Source organism: Desulfosarcina widdelii (assembly GCF_009688965.1).
GTDB classification, from domain to species: domain Bacteria; phylum Desulfobacterota; class Desulfobacteria; order Desulfobacterales; family Desulfosarcinaceae; genus Desulfosarcina; species Desulfosarcina widdelii.
In genome coordinates, this window is the sequence record NZ_AP021875.1 from 6,643,938 (window position 1) to 6,664,798 (window position 20,861).

General features: G+C 59.6%; 12 protein-coding genes. 2 read left to right on the plus strand and 10 right to left on the minus strand.

Going from position 1 to position 20,861, the window contains the following annotated elements:
- Positions 1 to 3 precede the first annotated feature (3 nt).
- The 7 genes from GN111_RS30345 to GN111_RS30375 form a co-directional block, all read right to left on the minus strand.
- Positions 4 to 2,292 carry a pyridine nucleotide-disulfide oxidoreductase/dicluster-binding protein gene (locus GN111_RS30345; protein WP_155307340.1) on the minus strand — a complete coding sequence of 763 codons (2,289 nt, stop codon included), beginning with the start codon at positions 2,290 to 2,292 and terminating at the stop codon, positions 4 to 6.
- Positions 2,293 to 2,321: 29 nt separating this feature from the next.
- A complete protein-coding gene (locus tag GN111_RS30350) occupies positions 2,322 to 5,246 on the minus strand; it encodes a molybdopterin-dependent oxidoreductase (protein ID WP_155307341.1) in 2,925 nt (974 codons plus the stop codon).
- A 33-nt stretch (positions 5,247 to 5,279) separates the two neighbouring features.
- Complete coding sequence (locus GN111_RS30355) at positions 5,280 to 5,678, minus strand: type IV toxin-antitoxin system AbiEi family antitoxin domain-containing protein (protein ID WP_155307342.1); 399 nt, start codon at positions 5,676 to 5,678, stop codon at positions 5,280 to 5,282.
- A 26-nt stretch (positions 5,679 to 5,704) separates the two neighbouring features.
- Entirely contained in the window at positions 5,705 to 8,716 is a 3,012-nt protein-coding gene (locus tag GN111_RS30360; RefSeq protein WP_155307343.1) for a proline dehydrogenase family protein, read from the minus strand.
- A 62-nt stretch (positions 8,717 to 8,778) separates the two neighbouring features.
- Positions 8,779 to 10,320 (minus strand): trimethylamine methyltransferase family protein, encoded by a 1,542-nt coding sequence (locus GN111_RS30365; RefSeq protein ID WP_170302531.1) that lies wholly within the window; start codon positions 10,318 to 10,320, stop codon positions 8,779 to 8,781.
- Between the two features lie 273 nt (positions 10,321 to 10,593).
- Entirely contained in the window at positions 10,594 to 11,310 is a 717-nt protein-coding gene (locus GN111_RS30370) for a FadR/GntR family transcriptional regulator (protein WP_170302532.1), read from the minus strand.
- Positions 11,311 to 11,474: 164 nt separating this feature from the next.
- Positions 11,475 to 12,188, minus strand: a complete 714-nt coding sequence (locus GN111_RS30375; RefSeq protein ID WP_155307346.1) for a hypothetical protein — start codon at positions 12,186 to 12,188, stop codon at positions 11,475 to 11,477.
- A gap of 89 nt (positions 12,189 to 12,277) precedes the next feature.
- On the opposite strand from GN111_RS30375, the gene GN111_RS30380 reads away from it, so the two are divergent.
- Together GN111_RS30380 and GN111_RS30385 are read left to right on the plus strand one after the other, a co-directional pair.
- On the plus strand, positions 12,278 to 13,936 hold the full coding sequence (locus GN111_RS30380; RefSeq protein WP_155307347.1) for an adenosylcobalamin-dependent ribonucleoside-diphosphate reductase: 1,659 nt from the start codon (positions 12,278 to 12,280) through the stop codon (positions 13,934 to 13,936).
- Positions 13,937 to 13,972: 36 nt separating this feature from the next.
- The gene (locus GN111_RS30385) at positions 13,973 to 15,535 is read left to right on the plus strand and encodes a glycerol-3-phosphate dehydrogenase/oxidase (RefSeq protein ID WP_155307348.1); all 1,563 of its coding nucleotides are present in this window, start codon (positions 13,973 to 13,975) and stop codon (positions 15,533 to 15,535) included.
- A gap of 199 nt (positions 15,536 to 15,734) precedes the next feature.
- On the opposite strand, the gene GN111_RS30390 is transcribed toward GN111_RS30385, so the two are convergent.
- The 3 genes from GN111_RS30390 to GN111_RS30400 all read right to left on the minus strand — a co-directional run bounded on the left by GN111_RS30390 (position 15,735) and on the right by GN111_RS30400 (position 20,758).
- Positions 15,735 to 16,133 carry a hypothetical protein gene (locus tag GN111_RS30390; protein ID WP_155307349.1) on the minus strand — a complete coding sequence of 133 codons (399 nt, stop codon included), beginning with the start codon at positions 16,131 to 16,133 and terminating at the stop codon, positions 15,735 to 15,737.
- Between the two features lie 339 nt (positions 16,134 to 16,472).
- Positions 16,473 to 19,556 carry an efflux RND transporter permease subunit gene (locus GN111_RS30395; RefSeq protein ID WP_155307350.1) on the minus strand — a complete coding sequence of 1,028 codons (3,084 nt, stop codon included), beginning with the start codon at positions 19,554 to 19,556 and terminating at the stop codon, positions 16,473 to 16,475.
- Positions 19,556 to 20,758 carry an efflux RND transporter periplasmic adaptor subunit gene (locus tag GN111_RS30400; protein WP_231715603.1) on the minus strand — a complete coding sequence of 401 codons (1,203 nt, stop codon included), beginning with the start codon at positions 20,756 to 20,758 and terminating at the stop codon, positions 19,556 to 19,558. The genes GN111_RS30395 and GN111_RS30400 overlap by 1 nt, the downstream gene beginning before the upstream one ends.
- Between the last annotated feature and the right edge of the window lie 103 nt (positions 20,759 to 20,861).

Sequence of the window (20,861 nt, forward strand, 5' to 3'; positions counted from 1 at the left end):
GCATCACTCCTCGACAATTTCCATGCGGTGCCCGTACCCGTTTATCAGTTCAAAGGCCAATGCCTCGGCTGCACCAACCTTGGGACGGTATTGGGCCCAGAACGTCATGTAGCCAATCTTGAGATGGCCGCTGAAAATGCCGGTCTCCGGGTCAAGAATTTTTTTGCCCGTGGTTTCGCAGTGATCCACCAGCGCTTGCATGTCCGATTCCAGAATCCGTTTACGGTTCAGATCGGCCTGGACGGCTTCGGGAACATGAAGCGTCACACCGGTTTTCCTGTTTTTTGTCTCCATTTCGGGTTCTTCGTCCCAGAATTGTTTCAAAGCCTGCCTTTTAAGAAGTACTCGGTTGTTCTGCTGTTCAGTCCAAGTTGGCGGTTGCCGGTCCGGCCCGTTGATATCCAAGAGAATGTCCAGGATATGGTAAACAGTTTTGTTGGCCGACGCAAAGATGTCGCGGCAGTTGATACAGTAGGTGACATAGGGATGGGGACGCTGGCTGACCCTGGACCTGGCAATCTTTCCGGCGTATCCGGGACTGGCGATGGCGATCTGTCCACCCCAACTGCAGCACTGGGCCAGGGCCTTTTCCAGGGGAAGCGGTTCCAGTTTGAATCCCGCTGCCTGCACCTGTTTTCGGATGGCCTGCTGAAGCTCCGGTTCGTTGCGGCTGGAACAGGGATCGAAGACGCAGACGGTGTTTTCATCAGTACCGCCAGCCGTCTCCCGCGGCGGCTTTTCCTTCGGCTGCGGGAACCGGGAATAGAGAAATTCTCCCGGAATATCCGGCAGGTATCGCTGAAACAGCTGCCTGCATGTCGGGCAGGCAAAGATCACATCCGGTTTGCCCAAAGCCGTCCAATGGTTTTGAATCTCTGCCAGGTTTTCTCCATGCTGTTTCTCCTCTCCGGCCCAATGGGCCGGGGCACCGCAGCATCCGGTCATCAGGCCGGTGTCCGGTTCGAGGGTTAGCAGCTTCTCGTAGGCGTCGATGACATAACGGGGATCCGATGCGCCCAGGCGGCAGCCCGGAAAAAACAGATAGCGGCAGGTCTCATCTTTCCGACCGGCCCGTTTGGGCGGCGGTTTGACGAACCGGGCCCGATCCGAGTTGCTGAAGGCCATGTCCCTGAGCCAGAACTCATGAAAAGCCCAGGGCATGGCCCCTTTCCGGGACATGGTGCGGTGGCTTGTCAGGAGAAATTCTCCCATGTCGATGCCCAAGGGGCAGACAGTCCTGCACAGCCCGCAGTGGTTGCAGGAAGCCATGAACCGTTTGGCAATGGTGCCGTCGCCCGCCAGAGTGCCCGGATGGATGGTCGCTTGTACGTCGTCGGCCACCTTTTTGGGGGTTTTCCCGGCGTGCCCCATGAGGTCGCAGAAGCGGATACACGCGTCACAAGCACATTTCAGGCAGCGCCGGGCCTCTTTTACGGCTTCGTCCATGGTATAGGCAATTCCGTCTGCCGGTGGAACGGATGGCAGCGGTTCGATTCCCTCCGGGTCCATCCGAAGGCGGGTCCCGGACTGCCGGACGGGGGCGTTCTTGCAGCCTACCTTGATATACCCTTCGATGGCGTGGGCAGCCGCAAGTCCGTCGGCAATGGCCTCACAGCTATTTCTGCCCGCCAGGCGGCCGCCCATGAACACCCCGGGCTGGCCTGTCGCAAAAGCCCCGCCCCGGTCCGGCTTCAGCCCGAAATCCCGTCCATTGGCGCCGGTCGCTACATAGACGGCGTCAAATCCGGATACGATTTCATCAAGCTGGATTATTTCGCGGTGGACCCGATCGTAGGTTTCATGCGTGAACTGCCGGTCGATGTCCGCCAAATAAACCTCTTCCGGCAGCAGATCGTTTAAATGGCCGCCCACCTGATCCTGCCTGTCAAACAGGGTCACCGCATATTTTTTCTGGCACAGCCGAAGGGCGCAGGCCAGTCCGCTGGGACCGGCCCCGACAATGGCAACGGTTTTGTTTTTTTCCGGCAGGTTGAAATCATAGGGCACTTGCCGGGTGGCATGGCCCAATACCGCCCGCTCCAGAAGCCGCATGGACACGGCATCGTCAACTCGCGCCCGGATGCAGACGGTTGTGCAGGGCTGCTCGCACAACCGCGACACAATGGCCGGAAACCCGACGGCATTGTGATAGATCCGAAAGGCCCTGTTCAATGCCCCCCGCTGCATGTTGTCCACAAACGCGGGGACATTCAGGTGAAAGGGGCAGGCCGCCGTGCAGAAAGCGGGTTCGTTTTCAAGGCATTTGCCGATGATGTCTTTTCTGAGCGTCAAAAGAAGTCTGCCCCGTCGTCATCTCCACGTCAAAAAAAGCGTGCCCCGTCCTCATCGCCCAGGGAGTTGAACATGTCGTGGCCCCGGAACTTCACCGGATTGGCCTTGATGGTTTCCAGCTCTTCGTAGAGATCGGAACCCAGAAAATATTTTCTCGGAGGCGCAATCGTGTTGCCTGCGGCCAGGGAATCCAGGCCGGCTTTGACTTTTTCGTGCCGGGCCGGCAGATCGAAGATTCGCACCCCGCAGGCATTGTAGATCGCATTAATCACGGCCACATGGCCGGAGGACTGGAAGGCCTCCGAGGCGCCGGAAGAGCCGAACGGACCGCTTTTTCTCGGGGTTTCACAGGGAATCAGGAGGATGTCGTCGGGGATGTCCTTGATATAAGGGACACCGCTGCTGGCGATGTTGGTGTGTTTTTTTACATCGCTGTAGTCCTCGCTCAGGGCAAATCCGATGGAGTGGGATATGCCGCCATAGGCCTGGCCGCTCACCGCGGCGATGTTGCCGATCTTCCCGACGTCATAAACACAGACAAACCGCAGCACCGTTGTCTTGCCCGTGGCCGCGTCCACTTCCACCTCGGCCATGTTCAGCACATAGGTAAAGGCAGGGGTGGGATCGCCGATGCCGGTGTTGGGGTCAAGACGGGTAATGGTGGGATCCGCCATACAGGTATAGGTGGCCTCAAAGCGGGTTTCGATGTTTTCGGCCTTCATTTCCATATAGGTCCGGTAGGTGCCATCAGGCTTTTGCATGGCTTCCATGAGCTTTTCCGCGGCCATTCGGGTCGCCAGGCCGTTCATGTAATGGGATCGGCTGGCCGCGGACATCCCGGAATCCGGGCAGATTTTGGTGTCGTTCTGGCAAAGCCGGATTCGATCCGGAGTGACGCCCATGGGTTTCAAGGCCTCCAGGGTGACCATGAGGGAACCGACATCGCCGCCCTGGCCCAGGTCCTGCCAGGTGTCATACTTGACGATCCGGTCTTTGTCGTCCAGTTCCAGGGTCACGGTGCACTGGTCGGTGCCGCCTTCGGTAACGTTGAATCCCCCCCAGGCAAGGCCGACCCCCCTCCTTTTTTCCGGGGTGTCAGCCGCTTTTGCGTCGGTCACGGCCCGGTCGTAATGGGGCCGCATTTTTTCCATCATCGCTTCCATGGGATATTCCTTGAACCCATGGCTGTTGATGTTGGTGTCCCCGGGCCGAGCGATGTTGATCCAGCGAAACTCGAAGGGGTCGATGCCCATTTTCTCGGCCAGCATGTCCATGAGGGCTTCGGACAGGGTATAGGCCTGGGGAGACCCGTAGCTTCGATAGGCGGTGCCGAAGGTATGGTTGGTGTTGGCTACCCGGCACAGACCGGCCACGTGGGGAACGTTGTAAGGAAAGAAGGCGAACCGGACCGGCTTTTCCATGACATGGTCCCCGCCCCAGGAATAGGCGCCATGGTCCAGACCGAAATCGAACTCCGCCGCCGTGATCTTTCCCTTCTCATCGCAGGCCACCCGGCCGTTGGAATACGACGGACAGCGTTTGCCGCTGAAATGCTGGTGCTCCTCGTAGCTTAAGGAGAGCGCCACAGGGCTTTTCACAGCAACGGCGGCGGCCCCGGCCAGGCATAGATCGCCGGCGTTGGTGGACCAGCCGAAACTGGCGCCGTTGAAATTATCGACGATGCGCAACTTGTCCCGTGCAACCCCCAGAGAAGAGCCGATGCGGCTGATGGACGTATACAGCCCCTGGGACTTGCACTGGAAGGTCAGGTAATCGTCTTCATCGAAATAGGCCTGGACCGTACACCCTTCGATGGACAGATGGGGCTCGCGGGAGGAATGAAAGCTGCCTTCCACGCTGCAGGCCGAGTTATCCAGGATTTCCGGTATTTTTTCTGCATCTTCCAGGGCAGCGCCTTTCAGGACGGGCTGGCAGCAATACAGGTTGGGGGTGTCGTCATGCACCCGGATCGCATCGGGCATGACCGCGTCGAGAAAATTCAGGTATTCCGGCAACGGCTCGATGTCCACGGTGACCTTGGCGGCCGCGGCCCGGGCCTGGGCCGGGGTATGGGCGATGGCCAGGGCCACCACATCCCCATAGCGAAATATTTTTTCGTCGCTGAGAATTTTTCGGGATGGCAGGGTGACGGTGGACCGTTCGTGCAGATTGGCCTCGGCCATCTGGTTGGTGCCCCCTTTGGCCTTGATGTCCTCATGGGTGATCACCTTGACCACGCCCGGCATCTGCAACGCTTCTTTCGTATCGATCTTCAGGATTTTGGCATGGTGGGCTACGCGGGGCTGGACCACGGCCACATGCAGGGTCTCCGGCGGCATTTTCAGGGCCATATCCTCGCCGTAATCGGCCAGGCCGGTGACCTTGGCCAGGGCCGCCGGCCGGACCAGCGGCTTGCCGTAGCATTCATTGTTTTTCGGCGGCGTATAGGTGATGTCCTCCATGGAGGCTTCGCCGCGGACCACCCTGGCCGCATCCATGACCGCATCCACCAGTTGCTTGTATCCGGTGCAGCGGCAAACGTTTTTGTGTTTCTGAAACCAGTCCCGGACCTCCTGGCGGGTGGGATTGTCGTTTTCAAGGAGCAGGGCATAGGCCGAAACGATGAAGCCCGGTGCACAGAACCCGCACTGGACCGCCCCCCGGTTCATCCAGGCCACCTGGAGGGGATGCAGGTTTTCCGGCGTTCCGATGCCTTCGAGGGTAATGACGCGGGAGTACTCTTTTACCCTGGTGATTTTTCGGTTACAGGAACGGATCACTTTGCCGTTGAGGATAACGGAGCACGACCCGCAGACGCCGGTATCGCACCCGATCTTGACACTGGTCAGGCCGATACGGCGCAGCACCTGCGCAAGAGAATCTTTTTCAGGATCGCAGATCAGCATGCGGTCCGCCCCATTGATATTCAACCACATTTTCCTCGGTTTAATCATGTTCTTTCCTTCTGCGGTAAAAAAGATCTATGGTTACGGCGAAAGGGATTCGGTGACCACCCGATAGACGCCGGGTCTGATTTTCTCGATCCGTCCTCTTTTGATAAAGCGGCTCAATGTGTTGCTGATCACGTTGCGCCCCTGAATGGTCTGGGCCGCGGCGATTTCCCGTTTTTCGGCGAGGTCGCTTTGCAGATCGACGATGTTGAATTCGTCGTAATCGTCCAGGAGCTTTTCGATCTCTTTGGTCCATTGGATCCGATGTTTTTTGACGGCTTTCGACCGGCGGTTCCTCTTTTGCGGCAGCACTGTGGCCCTGCCGCCTGCGGATTCGATCGCGGTTAAGGCGATATCGATCAGGCGCAGCTGCTCCTGATGGAATCGCCGCTGCTGTTTCAGCAGCTCAAGGATTTCCGGCGTATTGACATCCATTTTCTCACCTTGTTCCTTTCGGCCTTCTATGAAGCGTCCGAATCGTGCTGCATGGGCGCGAAACCGCTCCTGAAGGTGTTTTCAACGATGGTTCGGCAGTACATGAACTGTGGTAGATAGTCCTGTCCCATGGCCTTGGATCCGACGCCGGACAGTTTGAAACCGCCGAAGGGATGGCGTTTCATCATTGCGCCGGTCGTACCCCGGTTGATGTAGAGGCTGCCCACCATGAACTCCCGGCAGGCGCGTTCGATGTTGGCCGGGCTTCGCGAGAACAGGCCGCCGGTCAAAGCGAACGGGACGCCGTTGGCCACTTCGAGCGCTTCTTCGAAGTCTTTGACCTTGAAGATGCATACCACGGGGCCGAAGATCTCCTCCTGTGCCAGGCGACTTTGCGGGGAAATATCGGTAAATACCCCAGGCGCGACAAAATGCCCGCTTCCCTGGTTTGGGGCTCCCCGGGTGAGCAGGGTACCGTCGGCCTGGCCGATCTGGATATAGTCCTCGATTTTTTTCCTGGCGGCGGGATCGATCACGGCCCCTAAATCCGTTCGCGGATCATCTGCCGGGCCGAAGATCAGGGTCTCGACGGCATCCTTGAATCTGGAGACGAATTTGTCGTAATTTTCCTCCAGGACGATCAGACGGGAGGCGGCGCTGCATTTCTGGCCCATGTAGCCGAAGGCCGACTGGACCACCGGCCCCACGGCCGCGTCCACATCGGCGTCGCTGTCGATGATGATGGCGTTTTTCCCGCCCATCTCGGCGATGACCTGTTTGACCTGCCGCGCCCCTTGCGGCGTGCGTCCGCAGGTTTCGATGATCCGCAGCCCCACTTCTTTGCTGCCGGTAAAAACGGTAAAGCCGACGTCTTTGTGTGCGACCAGGGCGTCTCCGATATCACTGCCCGGCCCGGGAACGAAATTGAGCACCCCGTTTGGCAGGTTCACGCTGTGGAACAGATCGTAGACGGCCTGTCCGATGGCCGGGGTTTGCGACGCCGGTTTGTAGACCACGGTATTGCCGGTAACGATTGCCGCGCAGACCATGCCGACGGAAATGGGCAGGGAAAAGTTCCACGGCGCGATGACGGCACCGACGCCGCGGGGGATGTATTCCAGGCGGCTGGACTCGCCCGGCAGTTCGGAGGCAATGCGTGGTTTACTCAGGCGAATCATTTCACGGCCGTAAAATTCCAGAAAATCGACGGCTTCGCAAATGTCGGCCTGGGCTTCGCTCCAGTTCTTGCCGCTTTCGTATACGAGCAGGGCGGCCACATCGTGGCGGTTGGTGCGCAGCTGCTGCGCGGCATAGAACAAATACTCAGCTCTTTCTTGGGTCGGTGTAGCGGACCAGGCGGCAAACGCCTTTTTAGCCGCGGCAATGGCATTCTCAACGGTGCCGACGTCTGCGCATGCGACAGCGGCCACCGCCCGGTCGGGGGCGTTGGGGTCGGCGGAGATCATCTCCTTCCCGCCGTCCACCGGGATGCCGTCGACGACGGGACGCACCTGCCGGGGGAAGGATTTTTTCGCATCGTCGAGGGCCACGGCGAACATCGCGTGGGTGTGAACGTCCCACGCCACCGGCGGTTCGTTGGAAAAGGGACCCTTGTCCCCGTACTCCGAAGAAATGTCCTCCTTTTCTTCGGGCTCCGGGTTCTCCCTGGCGAGAACAGCCGGGTCTTTGAGCATCTCTTCTCTGGCCGCGCCGCTGACGAAGCTTTGCCGCAAGAACGATTCGCTGGATGTGTTTTCCAGCAGACGGCGCACCAGGTAGGCCATGCCGGGAACGATTTCTCCCACCGGCGAATAGAGACGCAGGCGCAGGTTGTGCTTTTTCCACGCCTCACGGAGGTTTTCCGCCATGCCGTTGAGCATTTGAAATTCGAGCCGGTCTTCGGGGACCTTGAGCTTTTTGGCGCATTCGATCACGTAGGCGACGGTGCGGATGTTGTGGGAGGCGCACTTGAGCTGAACGTTACGGTGGCGTTCCAGAATGCGGCGGGCGCAGCGCTCGTAGCTGGCATCGGTGGCGTGCTTGTTGGTAAACACCGGAATTGGATAGTTGTACAAGTTGGCCAGGACAACCTCTTCGTCCCAGAAGGCCCCCTTGACCAGCCGCATGCCGAAATCCTGTTTCATTTTTTTCGCCCAGCCCAACAGGTCGTCCAGCAACTGCTCCGCATCCTTCATGTAGGCCTGGTAGGCGATCCCTTTGTGGGGCCAATCACGGAATTCGGGCTCTTCGTTGATGCTTTTGAACAGCTCCAGGGTGAATTTTCGTGCCGGCAGATGCTCCATGTCCAGAAGCACATAGGCCTTCAATTCCAGCGCCTTGCGGTAGATCGGCCGCAGGCGCTCCTTGGCCCGGTCGATGGCGTAGTCCATGGCACAGCTTTTGGGCAGATACTGGGAGTAGAGGCAGGAGGCCATCAGGGAGATATTGACCTGCGGGGTGAACCCCCAGTCCAGCCCGCCTTTTTCTCCGGTTCCCAGAGCGGGCCACGCCTTGACGATATCGCTGTATTGTTCCATCAGTTCGATCTGCTTTTCCAGAAATTCTTCCTCCTCCCGGGTGGAGGTGACCGCCTCCTTAAGGATTTTGACGGTCCAGGCGACGCTGTCTTTATTGCGGCCCTTGAGCATGACCTTGGCGGCTTCATCGATGGTTTCGCCGGTGATGAATTGCTTGCCCATGGCACCGATATTTTTCCCGATGCTTTTGGCGGCCATTTTGGCGGCCATGGAGTCCGGCTTCACCTTGGAAAGCCCCCAGCGCATGGTTTTCGGAAAGTCCTGGTCCGGCCGGCAGAAGTACTCCTGGATATGGCGGGCCACCGATTCGGGCTTGGACAGATAGGGGAAAACGTCCACGAACCGGAACATCTCCTGTTTAAAGGCCTCGTTTTTCATGGAAAGATCCATGACCTTGCCGGTCCAGAAGTCCTTCCTGAACAGGGACGGTTTTGATTTCTCGGCGACGTCGTAAAGCTTCATGCCGGTTGCGCGGATTTTGTCTTCCAGGTTCGAACCCATGTGCAACACTCCTTTTTTTGCCCGAATGGTGAATGAAAATCGGAACGGGGTATCGATTCAGGTTATGTCCACTGCCGGCTCATCTCATCCAGGGCCGCAATCGTCTGGTCGTCGAGGGGCGCGGGCTGCTGGGCCATCAGTGCCAGCGTGCGTTCGCGCACCCGTGCGGTCAGGTCCTTGGCGCCGCCTTCCAGCCAATTGGAATAGCCGCTGCGATCGAAGAGTTGAGAATACCAAACTTCCCGGAAGTGCTTCATGGTGTGCGGCGATGTCAGATACTGTCCGCCCGGGCCGATAGCGTCGATGACATCCAGGGCCAATGCCTCGGGCCCGACATCGATTCCGTTTTTGTATTGGCCAACCATGTGCAGCACTTCGTTGACCAGCACCATGTGCTCGGGCGCCGACATGGTGGCGTATTCCAGCAGGCCGGCATCGTGAATCAGTCCCGAGCATCCCAGGGCCGACGAAAAGCAGGAGAAAACCGCCTCCACAGCTGCCTGGGCATCGGGCAGTTTCGAATCGGAGCAACCGGCCGTGCCGTAGAAGGGGATGCTGTAATGTCGGGCAATCTGGGACTGGGCGGCGATCATCAGGTTCATCTCCGGGGCGCCGAAAGAAAAAATGCTGCTGCGCATGTCCATGATGGTGGAAAGATGACCGAAAACCACGGGGGACCCCAGCCTTACCAGCTGACTGAGCACCAGGCAGGCGAGCGTCTCCGCATTTCCCTGGACAATGGTTCCGGCAAATGACATCGGCCCGGTGCTGCCGGCCTGCACGCCGGCGTAGCAAATTTGAGGGATGGCGTTTTCGGCGCAGAGTATCAATTGTTCGACGACATGGTCGGGGATGACCAGAGGCGAGATGGTAGTGACAAAACTGGCGGCGGGCGGAGCGGTTTCAAAACAGCCTTCGTTGCCGGTGGCAACCTTGACCATTTCGAAGATTTCCACAAGGCTGCTTACATCGTTGCTGGAGAAAACAATCGGTTTTTCCGAATACTTCAGGGCTTGCATGGCCGCGTACCGGTCGGACAGATGGGCGGGGACGTCGGAAATGGCCCCGAAGGTCATGCCCCAGCTTAAATTGGGAAGGGCGTCGAAAATCGACACCATGTAGCGGCAGTCGTCCAGGGTGAGCTGCCGGCGCTGGCTGGTCGTCGGATCGAAATAGTAGATGTTGTCCAGCGTGGCGCCGAACCAGCAGGCGTCGTCCTCCAATACGACGGCTTCTTCTCCCTTGCGGTTGCCCAGCACGATGCGGCCGGGTGCCCGCTGGATGGCATCTTCCAGCATGGTCCGGGGGATGAACACCCGATCGGTTTCCACCCGCGCACCGCCACCGGCGAAAATCTCCAGCGCTTCGGGGTGGGTGACTTTCACCCCGGTGCGTTCGAGCACCCTCGCCGTGGCCCTGTGAAGTTCCTGGATCTGCTCATCGTTGAGCACCTGAAGCGTCGGCTTGAAAGAAAGAGGGGGATTCATGGCGTGGCGATACCTTCCTTTGCAGTCGGTCTGAAGAGAGAACAGCCAGAACCGCAGCAGGCTGTCCAGGCTTTGATGGAGTCGCAAAAAGTCGAGATTCTCGAGATTTGGCTTCATAACGGCCTGATATCGTTGGTTCGTGCCCATCCAGAAATGGCCAAGCCAATCTTACCCTTGGCCGATATCTTTGTTGCGCGAAAAATTTTATCCTCGAAATATTAGCTATATTTCTGCGGTAAAGTTTTTCGTGCGCCTCGATCTCGACCAAATTTGCCTATTTCTGGATGGGCACTCGTTCGCAAATTGTAAACACAGCCCTTTGGAGACTTGTTGCACGTCCGGCGGGCTTTGGATGGGTGGCCAGGGCCGAGGAGGCGCAAATGCCGGTATTCAGGGCCGCGGGAATTGCTGCTTCAGATTGACGGTGACGATATTTAAATGCGCCCGCATTTCTTCTGTGGCGCGTTCGGCATCGTTTTTTTCGATCCAATCGACCACGCGGACTGCACTTTGACTGCATTGCTTCATCTCTGACGGCAGAGAGATGCCAAGGGCCTTGTCCATAAAATTGGTATGGGTATGGGTTTTGCCGACCAGCAGTTTCACGATTTCAAGGATGGCCTGGTTCTGGGCCGCCTCCGCCACGGCGATATGAAATTTGAAATCGTTTTCGTAGTAGGTTTCGCTGGAGGCGTTAACCGCTATCATGCGGGATGTAATCTCCCGCAGCCGTTTGATGTTTTCGGCGTCTGCCTTTTCCGCCGCCAGACCGGCGGCACCGATCTCGACGACTTCCCGCGCCTTCATCAGTTCGGCCAGTGAAACCGCTTCCAGTGCATCTTCTAAACGGGGGGCGCCATTGAGAATGGCGGATAGGTTTTCGGCAACGAAAGATCCTTTGCCGCGCAGGACCTCCACACAGCCCATGACATCGAGGATTTTCAGGGCCTCCCGAACCGTACCGAGCCCGACTTCAAACATTCGGGCCAGTTCGCGTTGCGAGGGAAGGCATTCGCCGGGTTTCAGCTTGCCGGCCTTGATCTGTTCGATGATTTGCTGCGCCAATACTTCCGGTGCCGAATGGACTTTGATGGCATCGAAGTTCATTTTTTTTGCGGCCTCTCTATCGTTAATAGAAGGGAAATCATCGTGCATTCAACTGTTCTTAACACATGAACTGCCTAACTCACTAACACCCAAACGATATTCTGTCAAACAGAATCGTCGGCGATGTCTTTATTCTGCGTAGAGATTTTTTTCGGGTGACGGTTTTATTTTTTGCCGGTGGGTTCGGGATCGGCCGCCAATTGCTTTTCGATTTTATCCTGCCACCATTGCTGCCATCTCGGGCTGTGGAACAGGGACGTGTCGTTGTCGAACGCGGTATGCATCTCCAGCGATGCCTCCATGGCCGATCGAATCCACCGGTTGACCGTTGTGGCGATCTCCGTCCTGGCCGCTTCTGCCGTAGGCTGGACGGTCATGAAGGACTGGGCCTCCTCCCGAATGTCGACCGTCAGGCGGCGGGCGGCCAGTTCGACCAGGGCGAAGTGGATCTGTTCGTGTTGCAGCACGTAGGCCTGACTGCCGGCTGGCAGGGCCGGGTTCCACCAACTGCAGCCCGGGATCATGATGCCCTCGAAGCGGATCTTTTCGATGCCGCCGATGAAAACGACCGAATCGTTATAGCGGGTGCGCACGACGGAGAATCTCGAGTCTTTTGTCGGTCGGATGCGGGCGCAGGTGTGGGCGTTGATGGCGGTCGCGTGGGCGTCCTGATCGGCCGGCAGGGCCGGCGCCCTGAAATCCGATCGGGTTAGCTGGCGGTAGGTAAAGGCTTCGTCGATCATGGCCGGATCGGCCATCGTCACCCCGCTGCGGGGCAAGGCGTAATCCGGCAAACCGGCACATCCGCCAAAGACCGCCAGCAAGAGGATGCAGCCGACGATGCTGCCGCATCGGAAGGTTTTTGGGGTTTCTCTCACGATGGTTTCATAGTATCATAACCGAACACCATCATGTCAAAATCGATCCGGAAGTACCGATTCTTCGACGAAGGGGTATAGGCGAAAAGATGACGATCTGCAACTTCACTCCCCTGGCCAGAGAGGTGCTGGAAAAGCGATATCTGGCCCGAAACTATCGCGGAGAGATTATCGAGACGCCGGACGAGCTGTTTTCGCGGGTCGCCGGGGTAGTGGCCGGGGCGGACCGTCTATTCGATGCCGGGGCCAGTGTTCGCAAGACGGCGGCCCGCTTCGAGGAAGCCCTGACGTCGCTCTCTTTTCTGCCCAACTCTCCCTGTCTGATGAATGCCGGACGACCCTTGGGCCAGTTGGCCGCCTGTTTTGTCCTGCCGGTGGAGGACAACCTGGAGTCCATTTTCCAGAGCCTCAAGGACAGCGCCCTGATTCACCGCACCGGCGGCGGAACCGGATTTTCCTTCGGCCGGTTGCGCCCCTCCGGGGACACCATTTTCCCGGCTTCCGGCGTGACCGGCGGACCGGTGTCCTTCATCCAACTTTTCGATGCCGCCACTCATCTCATTGACCGCAATCGGGTCCGGCCCGGTGCCAACATGGGGGTGCTGCCGGTGAGCCACCCGGATATCCGGGACTTTGTCACCGTGAAGCGCGACCGCCGGCTGCTGGGCAATTTCAATCTTTCGGTGGCGGTCGACGACGGATTCATCGCCTGCGTCAAGGCCGGCCGCGACTATCCGCTGATTCACCCGAGAACCGGCGCGGTGGTCGACCGTCTGTCGGCCGCCGAACTGCTCGCCGAGATGGCCCGCAGTGCCTGGGAGACCGGCGATCCCGGCATCCTTTTCCTGGACCGCATCAACCGGGCCAATCCCACGCCGGTGATCGGAAGGCTGGAAGCGACCAATCCGTGCGGGGAACAGCCGCTGCTGCCCTATGAATCGTGCACCCTGGGGTCGATCAACCTGAGTCGGATCGTGAATGACGAGGCCGTCGATTGCGAAAAGCTTGAGTCTCTGGTCCATCTGGCCGTTCATTTTCTGGACAATGTGGTGGAGGTCAACCGCCATCCCGTTACCCAGACCGAGGAGTGGAGCCGCATGAACCGCAAGATCGGCCTGGGCGTGATGGGATTTGCCGACATGCTGATTCTTCTCGGCATTCCCTATCAGAGTGAGCGGGCCGTGGTCTTGGCTGAAGAGATCATGGCCTGCATCCAGCGGTCCGCCGTGGCCGCATCGGGAGAACTGGCCGCCAGACGCGGCAATTTCCCAGCGTTTCACCAGAGCGTGTTTCCGGCCCGGGGCGTCAAAAGACGCCGCAACGCCACCCTGACCACCGTGGCGCCCACCGGCACCATCAGCCTTCTGGCCGGCGCGAGCAGCAGCGTCGAACCCGTGTTTGCCTTCGAAGTCCAGCGCCGCATCGGGAATGAGATTTTCATGGACGAGCATCCCATCTACGCACGCTACCGGCAAGAGGGCCGACCCATCGATCCCGGGATCTTCCAGACTGCCTGGGAGGTCCCGCCTCACTGGCATCTGAAGATTCAGGCGGCTTTCCAGAAGTATACGGACAACGCCGTTTCCAAGACGGTGAACCTTCCCGAACACATCACAGAAGAACAAGTCAGAGAACTTTTTCTGCAGGCGGCGGACATGAACCTGAAGGGCATCACCGTCTACCGGGACAAATCACTTCCGGACCAGATTCTTTCGGCCTGCTCGTTGAAAAATGAGGAGTGCTCATAGACCCGGAGCAGGGATGACCGGAGAAAGAGGATTTTCATGAACAGACAAGATTTCCTGGCTGCGATCGATTCGTATGACGGTTACTGGGACATGGTTGTGGTCGGTGGCGGCGCCACCGGACTGGGATGCGCCCTGGACGCCTCCACTCGGGGATACAAAACCCTGCTGGTGGAGCAGCACGATTTTGCCAAGGGCACCTCCAGCCGGAGCACGAAGCTGGTTCACGGAGGTGTGCGCTACCTGCAGCAGGGCAACGTCTCGCTGGTCCTGGAGGCGCTGCACGAACGCGGCCTGCTGATGCAAAACGCTCCCCACCTGGTGCACAACCAGTCTTTTATCGTCCCCAACTACGAATGGTGGGACGGCCCTTTTTACGGGGTGGGCCTGAAGGTGTATGACCTGCTGGCCGGTCGGCTGGGACTGGGCAGTTCCAAGGCACTGTCCAAGGAAGAGACATTGGAGCGCATTCCGACCCTGGAACCGGACCGGCTGCGCGGCGGCATCATCTACCATGACGGGCAGTTCGACGACGCTAGGTTGGCTATCAATCTGGCCCAGTCGGTTGTGGATGCCGGTGGGACGCCGGTCAATTACACCCGGGTCACCGGCCTGACCTATTCGGGCAAGATGATCGACGGCGTGAAGTTGACGGATACCCTCGACCGCCGGGAGCGGGAAGTCCGTGCGCGGGTCGTGATCAATGCCACGGGTATCTTCACCGACGATCTTTTGCACATGGACGAGCCGGACGCCGCCCCGCTCATCACCCACAGCCAGGGCATCCACCTGGTGCTGGACCAGCGATTCCTGAAAGGCAAGACGGCGATCATGGTTCCCCAGACCGAAGACGGCCGGGTGCTATTCGCCGTTCCATGGCATGATCGGGTGCTGGTGGGCACCACCGACACACCGGTGGACGCTGCCTGCCTGGAACCCCGGCCGCAGGAGGAGGAGATCGATTTCATCCTCGAGCACGCGGCCCGATACATGGTAGACGATCCGACCCGCAAGGACATTTTGTGCATGTTCGCCGGCCTGCGGCCGCTGGTGGGGGCGGGGGAGGGTAGAAAGACGGCCTCCATTTCGCGGGACCATCACCTGGAAGTATCCCAATCGGGTCTGGTGACCATTACCGGCGGCAAATGGACCACATATCGCAAGATGGCCGAGGATACCGTGAACAAGGCGGCCCTGGTTGCCGGCCTGCCCGAGAGCGATTGCCGTACGCAGAAGCTGCGCATCCATGGATGGCTGAAGCACATGGACCCCCATGATCCGCTGAGAGATTACGGTTCGGACGCGGTCCATCTCCGGCGCATCGTGGATGCCGATCCCCGCCTGGGCGAACGGCTGCACGAATCGCTGCCTTATACCCGGGCGGAGGTGGTCTGGGCCGTTCGCAACGAGATGGCCATGACCCTTGAAGATGTGCTTTCCCGCCGCACCCGTGCGCTGATTCTGGACGCTGCCGCCAGCCTGGCGATCGCCGAGGCGGTGGCCGAAACGATGGCTCGGGAAATGGGGAAAGATCGGGAATGGCAGCAGCGGCAGGTGGATGCCTTCGAAGACATGGCCCGGATTTACCTGCCGGAGCGATGATAAAAAAGGTAAGCGTTCACATGGCACTGCATCTGCTTTGTTCCCGGGCACTGAAGGTTGACCAAAACGTCTGCGTGCCCGGCGCCTACACCTGCGGCACATTGGGCATTTCAACCCCGTAAACGGGTACAAAAAAAGAGGTCGGCCGATCCCGGCGGACCACTCCTTTTGGGTATCGACCGGATACCGCTCAATCTGTTCAGGCGACCTTGAGAAAGGCCACCTTTTTGACACCGCTGTTGAATTTCAGCGAATCGCTGATCATCTCCAGATTGTCTCGCAGGGCGGCTTCGCGATGCTCGCCCATGGGGCGGTCGTTTCCGATGGCGTTTGCCATGGAGGCCAGCAGCTTGACTCGCTGGTAGAACACGTGGTCGAAGTTCATCCCGTCCTTGGCAGGCTGCTCGTTGCGGATGGGAATCAGCTCTTCCAGGTCGATGCTTTCGGCGGCGATGTAATCAGCGTTCTTGACGATTGCCGATTTGCGGACCGCCCCCAGGGGGTATTTTCTCAGGTAGGTGCGCGCCATGACGATCAGCAGTTTGAGCCTTGAAATAAAGATGTGGTCCAGATCCATTTCGGAGGCTTTATCGGGCATTGCCCCGAGCCGCAGCATCGCTTTCCTTTCCGGTTTTCTGTAGGGGGATTGAAGTTTTTCAGTAACACCAAGCAAAAATCGAACCACGCGCCGCAGCCGCCTGAAGAGATGCCGCCATGTGTTTAACCGGCTTTAATAACGATAAATTCTGAAAAATGCAATTTTGGACCGCTCAAAAAATACTGTTACAAAAAGTTCCTATTGTTTCATTCAGGTTATAGTTTCAAGGTGTGTTTTTCCGAATCGACCGAACCGATTTCCCCTGCCAAAGATGGCCTGCAGCCGCTCCGAAGAAATATCCCGTTTATGGTTGGCGGCCGGTGCAGATTCCATGTCAGCTCACCGTGACCGGGGCTCTTCGGGGTGGGAAAAAGAATAGACCGTCGGGATGAGCACCAGTGTAATCAATGTCGATGCCGTCAGGCCACCGACCACGGCCCGCGCCAGGGGCGCCTGGGCGTCGGCCCCTTCACCGATGCCCAGCGCCAGGGGCATCAGCCCCAGTATGGTCGTCGACGTGGTCATCAGGATCGGCCGCAGCCGGCGGCGACCCGCTTCGACGAGAGCCTCCCGGGGAGGCTGCCCTTCCCGGATCAGGCGTCCGGCCTGGTCCACCAGCAGAATGGCGTTGTTGACCACGATGCCGCCAAGCATGATGCAGCCGATATAGGACTGTACGTTCAAGGTGGTATGGGTGAAAAACAGCGTCACCAGCACGCCGACCGCGGCCAGGGGAACGGAGAACATCACCACCAGCGGATCACGGAAGGATTCGTACTGGCAGGCCAGCACCATGTAAACCAGTACCAGCGCCAGCCCCAGTGAGACGACCAGCTCCCTGAAGGCCTTCTGCTGTTCTTCGAACGTGCCGGCAACGGTGAGTGCATAGCCGATGGGGCGTGGAATCCGATCCAGGCGCGCCTGTACGTCGGCGGCTACCGAGCCCAGGTCCCGGTCGGCGACATTGGCCTGGATGGTCACCAGTCGCTGCTGATCCTTGCGGTCGATCAGCAGCGGCCCGCGGCCCGTTTCCGCCGTCACGACGTTGCGCAGGGCCACCTTTTCGCCGGAGGCGGTGGTCAGCGTCAGGCTGAGGATTTCTTCCAGCGAGCGCTTTTCGGCGTCCTTGAGCTGCACCAGGATCCGGTAGGCGTTGCCTCCGGTGCGGTATTCTCCGGCTTTGGTGCCGGCCACTGCCGTCTGCAGCAGTTGGGTCACATCGCGAACGGACAGGCCCAGATCGGCGACTTTGTTGCGGTTCACGCGGATCATCTGCTGAGGGATACCGGCTTCTAGGCTGGTTTCAAGGTCGGTGATGCCCGCAACATCCGCAATCAGGTCGGCTGCGCGCGCGGCCAGCGCATCCAGTGTGGCCAGCTCGTATCCCCGAACTTCGACGGTCAGACCCTCCTCACCGCCCAGAACCCGATCCAGCAGAAACTGCCCCTGGGGGGCGCGGACGCGGATCTGCATGCCAGGAACCCGGCCTTCCAATCGTTGACGCAGATCCTCTGCGATTTCAGAACTGGAACGCCGGCGCTGGACAACCGGCAGCAGGGAGAGGCTGATTTCCCCTTCCGAAGCGGCATCGGCCCGCCATCCCGAGGCGCCCACGGAGACCACCGATGCCACGGTCTCGGGCACCGCCGGCTGGACGATGGCCTCCATGATACGGGCCTGGCGGTCGACCAGGTCCAGCCGAGTGCCAATCTCCATCTTACCGGTGATCCGAACCTCGCTTTCGTCGCTGGGCGGCAGGAACTCGGTGCCGATCAGCGGCAGCAGCAGCAGGCTGGCGGCCAGCAGGGCCAGCGAGATCGTCACCGTAGCCAGGCGATGGTTCAGGGCAAGGGCCAGCAGATCCAGGTAGGCCTGGGTCATCCTTGAAAAAAGAGAACCGGCGGCGGTCCCCCACCCGTTGGTCCGCAAGGCCGTCCGACGGCGTCGCGGCCTGTCCGTCAGGAGTCTGGAGGCCAGCATGGGCACCAGGCTCAGGGCCAGGGTCAGGGCGCAGACCAGAGAGAAGATGATCACATAGGCCAGCTCCTTGAAAAGAATCCCCGATACGCCGCGAACGAATACCAGGGGCACGAAGATGACCAGGGTCGTGATGGTGCTGGCGATAATCGCCGTGCCCACCTCCCGCGTGCCCTCCACGGCCGCCTGTGCCGGTGCTTCGTTTAACTCGCTGCGGCGGCGGAAGATGTTTTCGAGCACCACGATGGCGCTGTCGACCATCATGCCCACCCCCAGGGCCAGTCCGCCCAGGGTCATCAGGTTGAGCGTAAATCCGCCGAAATAGATCAGGGCGAAGGTGGTCACGATGGATATGGGGATCGATAGGGAAATCACCAGGGTGCTGCGGATGTTGCGCAGGAAAAAGAGCAGCACCAGGATGGCCAGACCGCCGCCGTAGAGTACGGACCGGGCCACGTTGGCAATGGATCGTTCGATATAATTGCCCTGATTGATGACCGGCACGACCTCGATCTGGGGGAAGGCTCGGTTGGTGGCGTCGATTTCGGCCAGGACACGTTTGGCCACGTCCACCGTATTGGCGTCGGCTTGCTTGCGGATGGCCACGCGCAGGCCGCGTCCTCCGTTGACCCGGACGATGCGGCTCAATTTTTCGTACGTGTCTTTCACCGTGGCGATCTGGCCCAGCGTGACGGTGCCGTCCTCGCGTTTGACGATAACGGTGTTGCGGATCTGGTCCAGGTCGCTGAATTCGGCCGGTGCGCGCAGCGTGACCTCGTATCTTCCCTGTTCGATCTTGCCCGTGGGCAGGTCGAGGTTGGCGTCCTGAATGGCTTCGATGACCGTGTCCAGGGCGAGTCCGACGCCCTTGATGCGGTCGGGGTCCAGTTCGATGCGCACCTCGCGGTTGAAACCGCCCCAGACGTCGACCTGGGCGACGCCCGGAATGCGGGCGAAGCGATAGCGGATCTGGACTTCGATCAGCTCGGTGAGTTCAACGGGATCCAGTTTGCTGGAGATGCCCAGCAGGACGACCGGAAAGCTGGCGATGTCGAATTTACGGATACGGGGCCGGACGATGTCGTCGGGCAGTTCGTTGATTTCGTCTTCCAGCTTGCCTTGTACGTCGATCGCCGCGGTGTCGATGTCCGTACCCCAGACGAAGCTGACCCGGACGGTACTGCGGCCTTCCGAGGATGTCGACGAGATTTCCTCCACGCCGGGCACCGTCGCGACGATCTCCTCGATGATCTGGGTCACCAGCCGTTCGATCACCTCGGGGCTGGCTCCCTCGTAGTCGGTCCGGATAGTGAGGGTGGGCAGTTCGATGTTGGGGAGCATGTCGATCTGCAGCCGGCTCAGGGAAACACCGCCCAGGATCACCAGGATCAGGGTCACCATGGTGGTGAATATCGGCCGCCGGACGCTGAAACTCGGCAGATTCATCAGTTGTCGGCCTCGCCGTCGTCTTTGTCCCGGGTTTCGGCCGGGATCGTGATCGGCGAGCCGTCATCCACCAGTTGCTGCCCCAGGGTGACCACCCTTCCGGTCAACCCCTCGCCCGTAATCTGCACCCGGCTGCCCTCGTGGATGCCGACTCCGACTTCACGCCAAGCTACCGAATGCCCGTCTTCATTGACGATGAAAACGCCGTAGCAGTCGTTGCGCCTGGTCAAGGCCTGTTCGGGAACGATGGTGGCATCCGCCAGTCGGGTCAGTACGACGCTGGCACGGATGAACATGCCGGGTTTGAGGCGGTATTGCGGGTTGTCGACGCGCATTTCGATGCGCGCCTGTCGGGTGGTTTTGCGAAAAACCGGCGCGATGCGATCGATGCGGCCGGTAAAGGTTTCTTCGGGATAGGCGTCCGTTGTCAGGGTCACCTTCTGTCCGGGCTCGAGACGGGCGTAGTCCCGCTCGGTGACGTACACCACACCGACGATGGGATCCATATCCACGATCAGGAGCAGGGGGGCGTTGGCGGCCACGGTCTGACCCTCGTCCACATAGCGTTCGGCGACCGTGCGGCCGTTGTCGCCGCCGGTCCAGTTGGCGGTCACCTGGGTGTATCCCAGGCGGATGTTGGCGGCCTGCAGGGCCGCATTGGCCTTGGCAACCTGGGCTTCGGCGACTGTCAGCTGGGCCTTTTTGACCATCCGCTCCTGGCTGGCGGCGTCGAACTCGGAGTCCGATGCGATGCCGCGCTTGAGCAACGAAGCGGTGCGTTCGAATTCGCGGTCGGCCGTTTCCAGGGAGCTGCGCGCCTCGGACAGGTTGGCCCTGGCTACTTCCAGGTCGGCCCGGGCCTGGGCCACGGCCTGGACATACTCGCCGTTGTCCAGTTCGGCAACCACCTGGTCCCGCCTGACCGTGTCGGCGATATTGACCAGCACCCGCTCCACGCGGCCGGCGACCTTGGGCGCGACGACGAACTCGGCCAGCGCTTCCAATTCTCCACTGAACATTCTCCGTTGTGCGATCGGTTCCTGCCGGATGGGTGCCACTTCCACCGGAACCGGCTGCAGCCCGCGGGCGCCGCCACCCGAACCGGTCCGTCCCTGCAGCCGGTCGAAGGTCAACCATCCCAATCCCGCCGCTGCGAGCAGGACAACTGCCATCAACACAGGTTTAGCGCCGCCCGATTTCACGCAAAACCGTCCTTTTCATGGTCATTTTTCCGGGAGCACGCCTCGATCAAAGGAGGGACCCGGTCAAAGACAAGAGATATGATCGGAATGGATATAGCAGATG

Bases quoted from the DNA above. Each gene is read 5' to 3' on its own strand.
- GN111_RS30365 (WP_170302531.1), bottom strand. From the start codon at position 10,320: ATGAAGCCAAATCTCGAGAATCTCGACTTTTTGCGACTCCATCAAAGC.
- GN111_RS30350 (WP_155307341.1), bottom strand. From the start codon at position 5,246: ATGATTAAACCGAGGAAAATGTGGTTGAATATCAATGGGGCGGACCGC.
- GN111_RS30390 (WP_155307349.1), bottom strand. From the start codon at position 16,133: ATGCCCGATAAAGCCTCCGAAATGGATCTGGACCACATCTTTATTTCA.
- GN111_RS30380 (WP_155307347.1), top strand. From the start codon at position 12,278: ATGACGATCTGCAACTTCACTCCCCTGGCCAGAGAGGTGCTGGAAAAG.
- GN111_RS30355 (WP_155307342.1), bottom strand. From the start codon at position 5,678: ATGGATGTCAATACGCCGGAAATCCTTGAGCTGCTGAAACAGCAGCGG.
- GN111_RS30360 (WP_155307343.1), bottom strand. From the start codon at position 8,716: ATGGGTTCGAACCTGGAAGACAAAATCCGCGCAACCGGCATGAAGCTT.
- GN111_RS30370 (WP_170302532.1), bottom strand. From the start codon at position 11,310: ATGAACTTCGATGCCATCAAAGTCCATTCGGCACCGGAAGTATTGGCG.
- GN111_RS30385 (WP_155307348.1), top strand. From the start codon at position 13,973: ATGAACAGACAAGATTTCCTGGCTGCGATCGATTCGTATGACGGTTAC.
- GN111_RS30395 (WP_155307350.1), bottom strand. From the start codon at position 19,556: ATGAATCTGCCGAGTTTCAGCGTCCGGCGGCCGATATTCACCACCATG.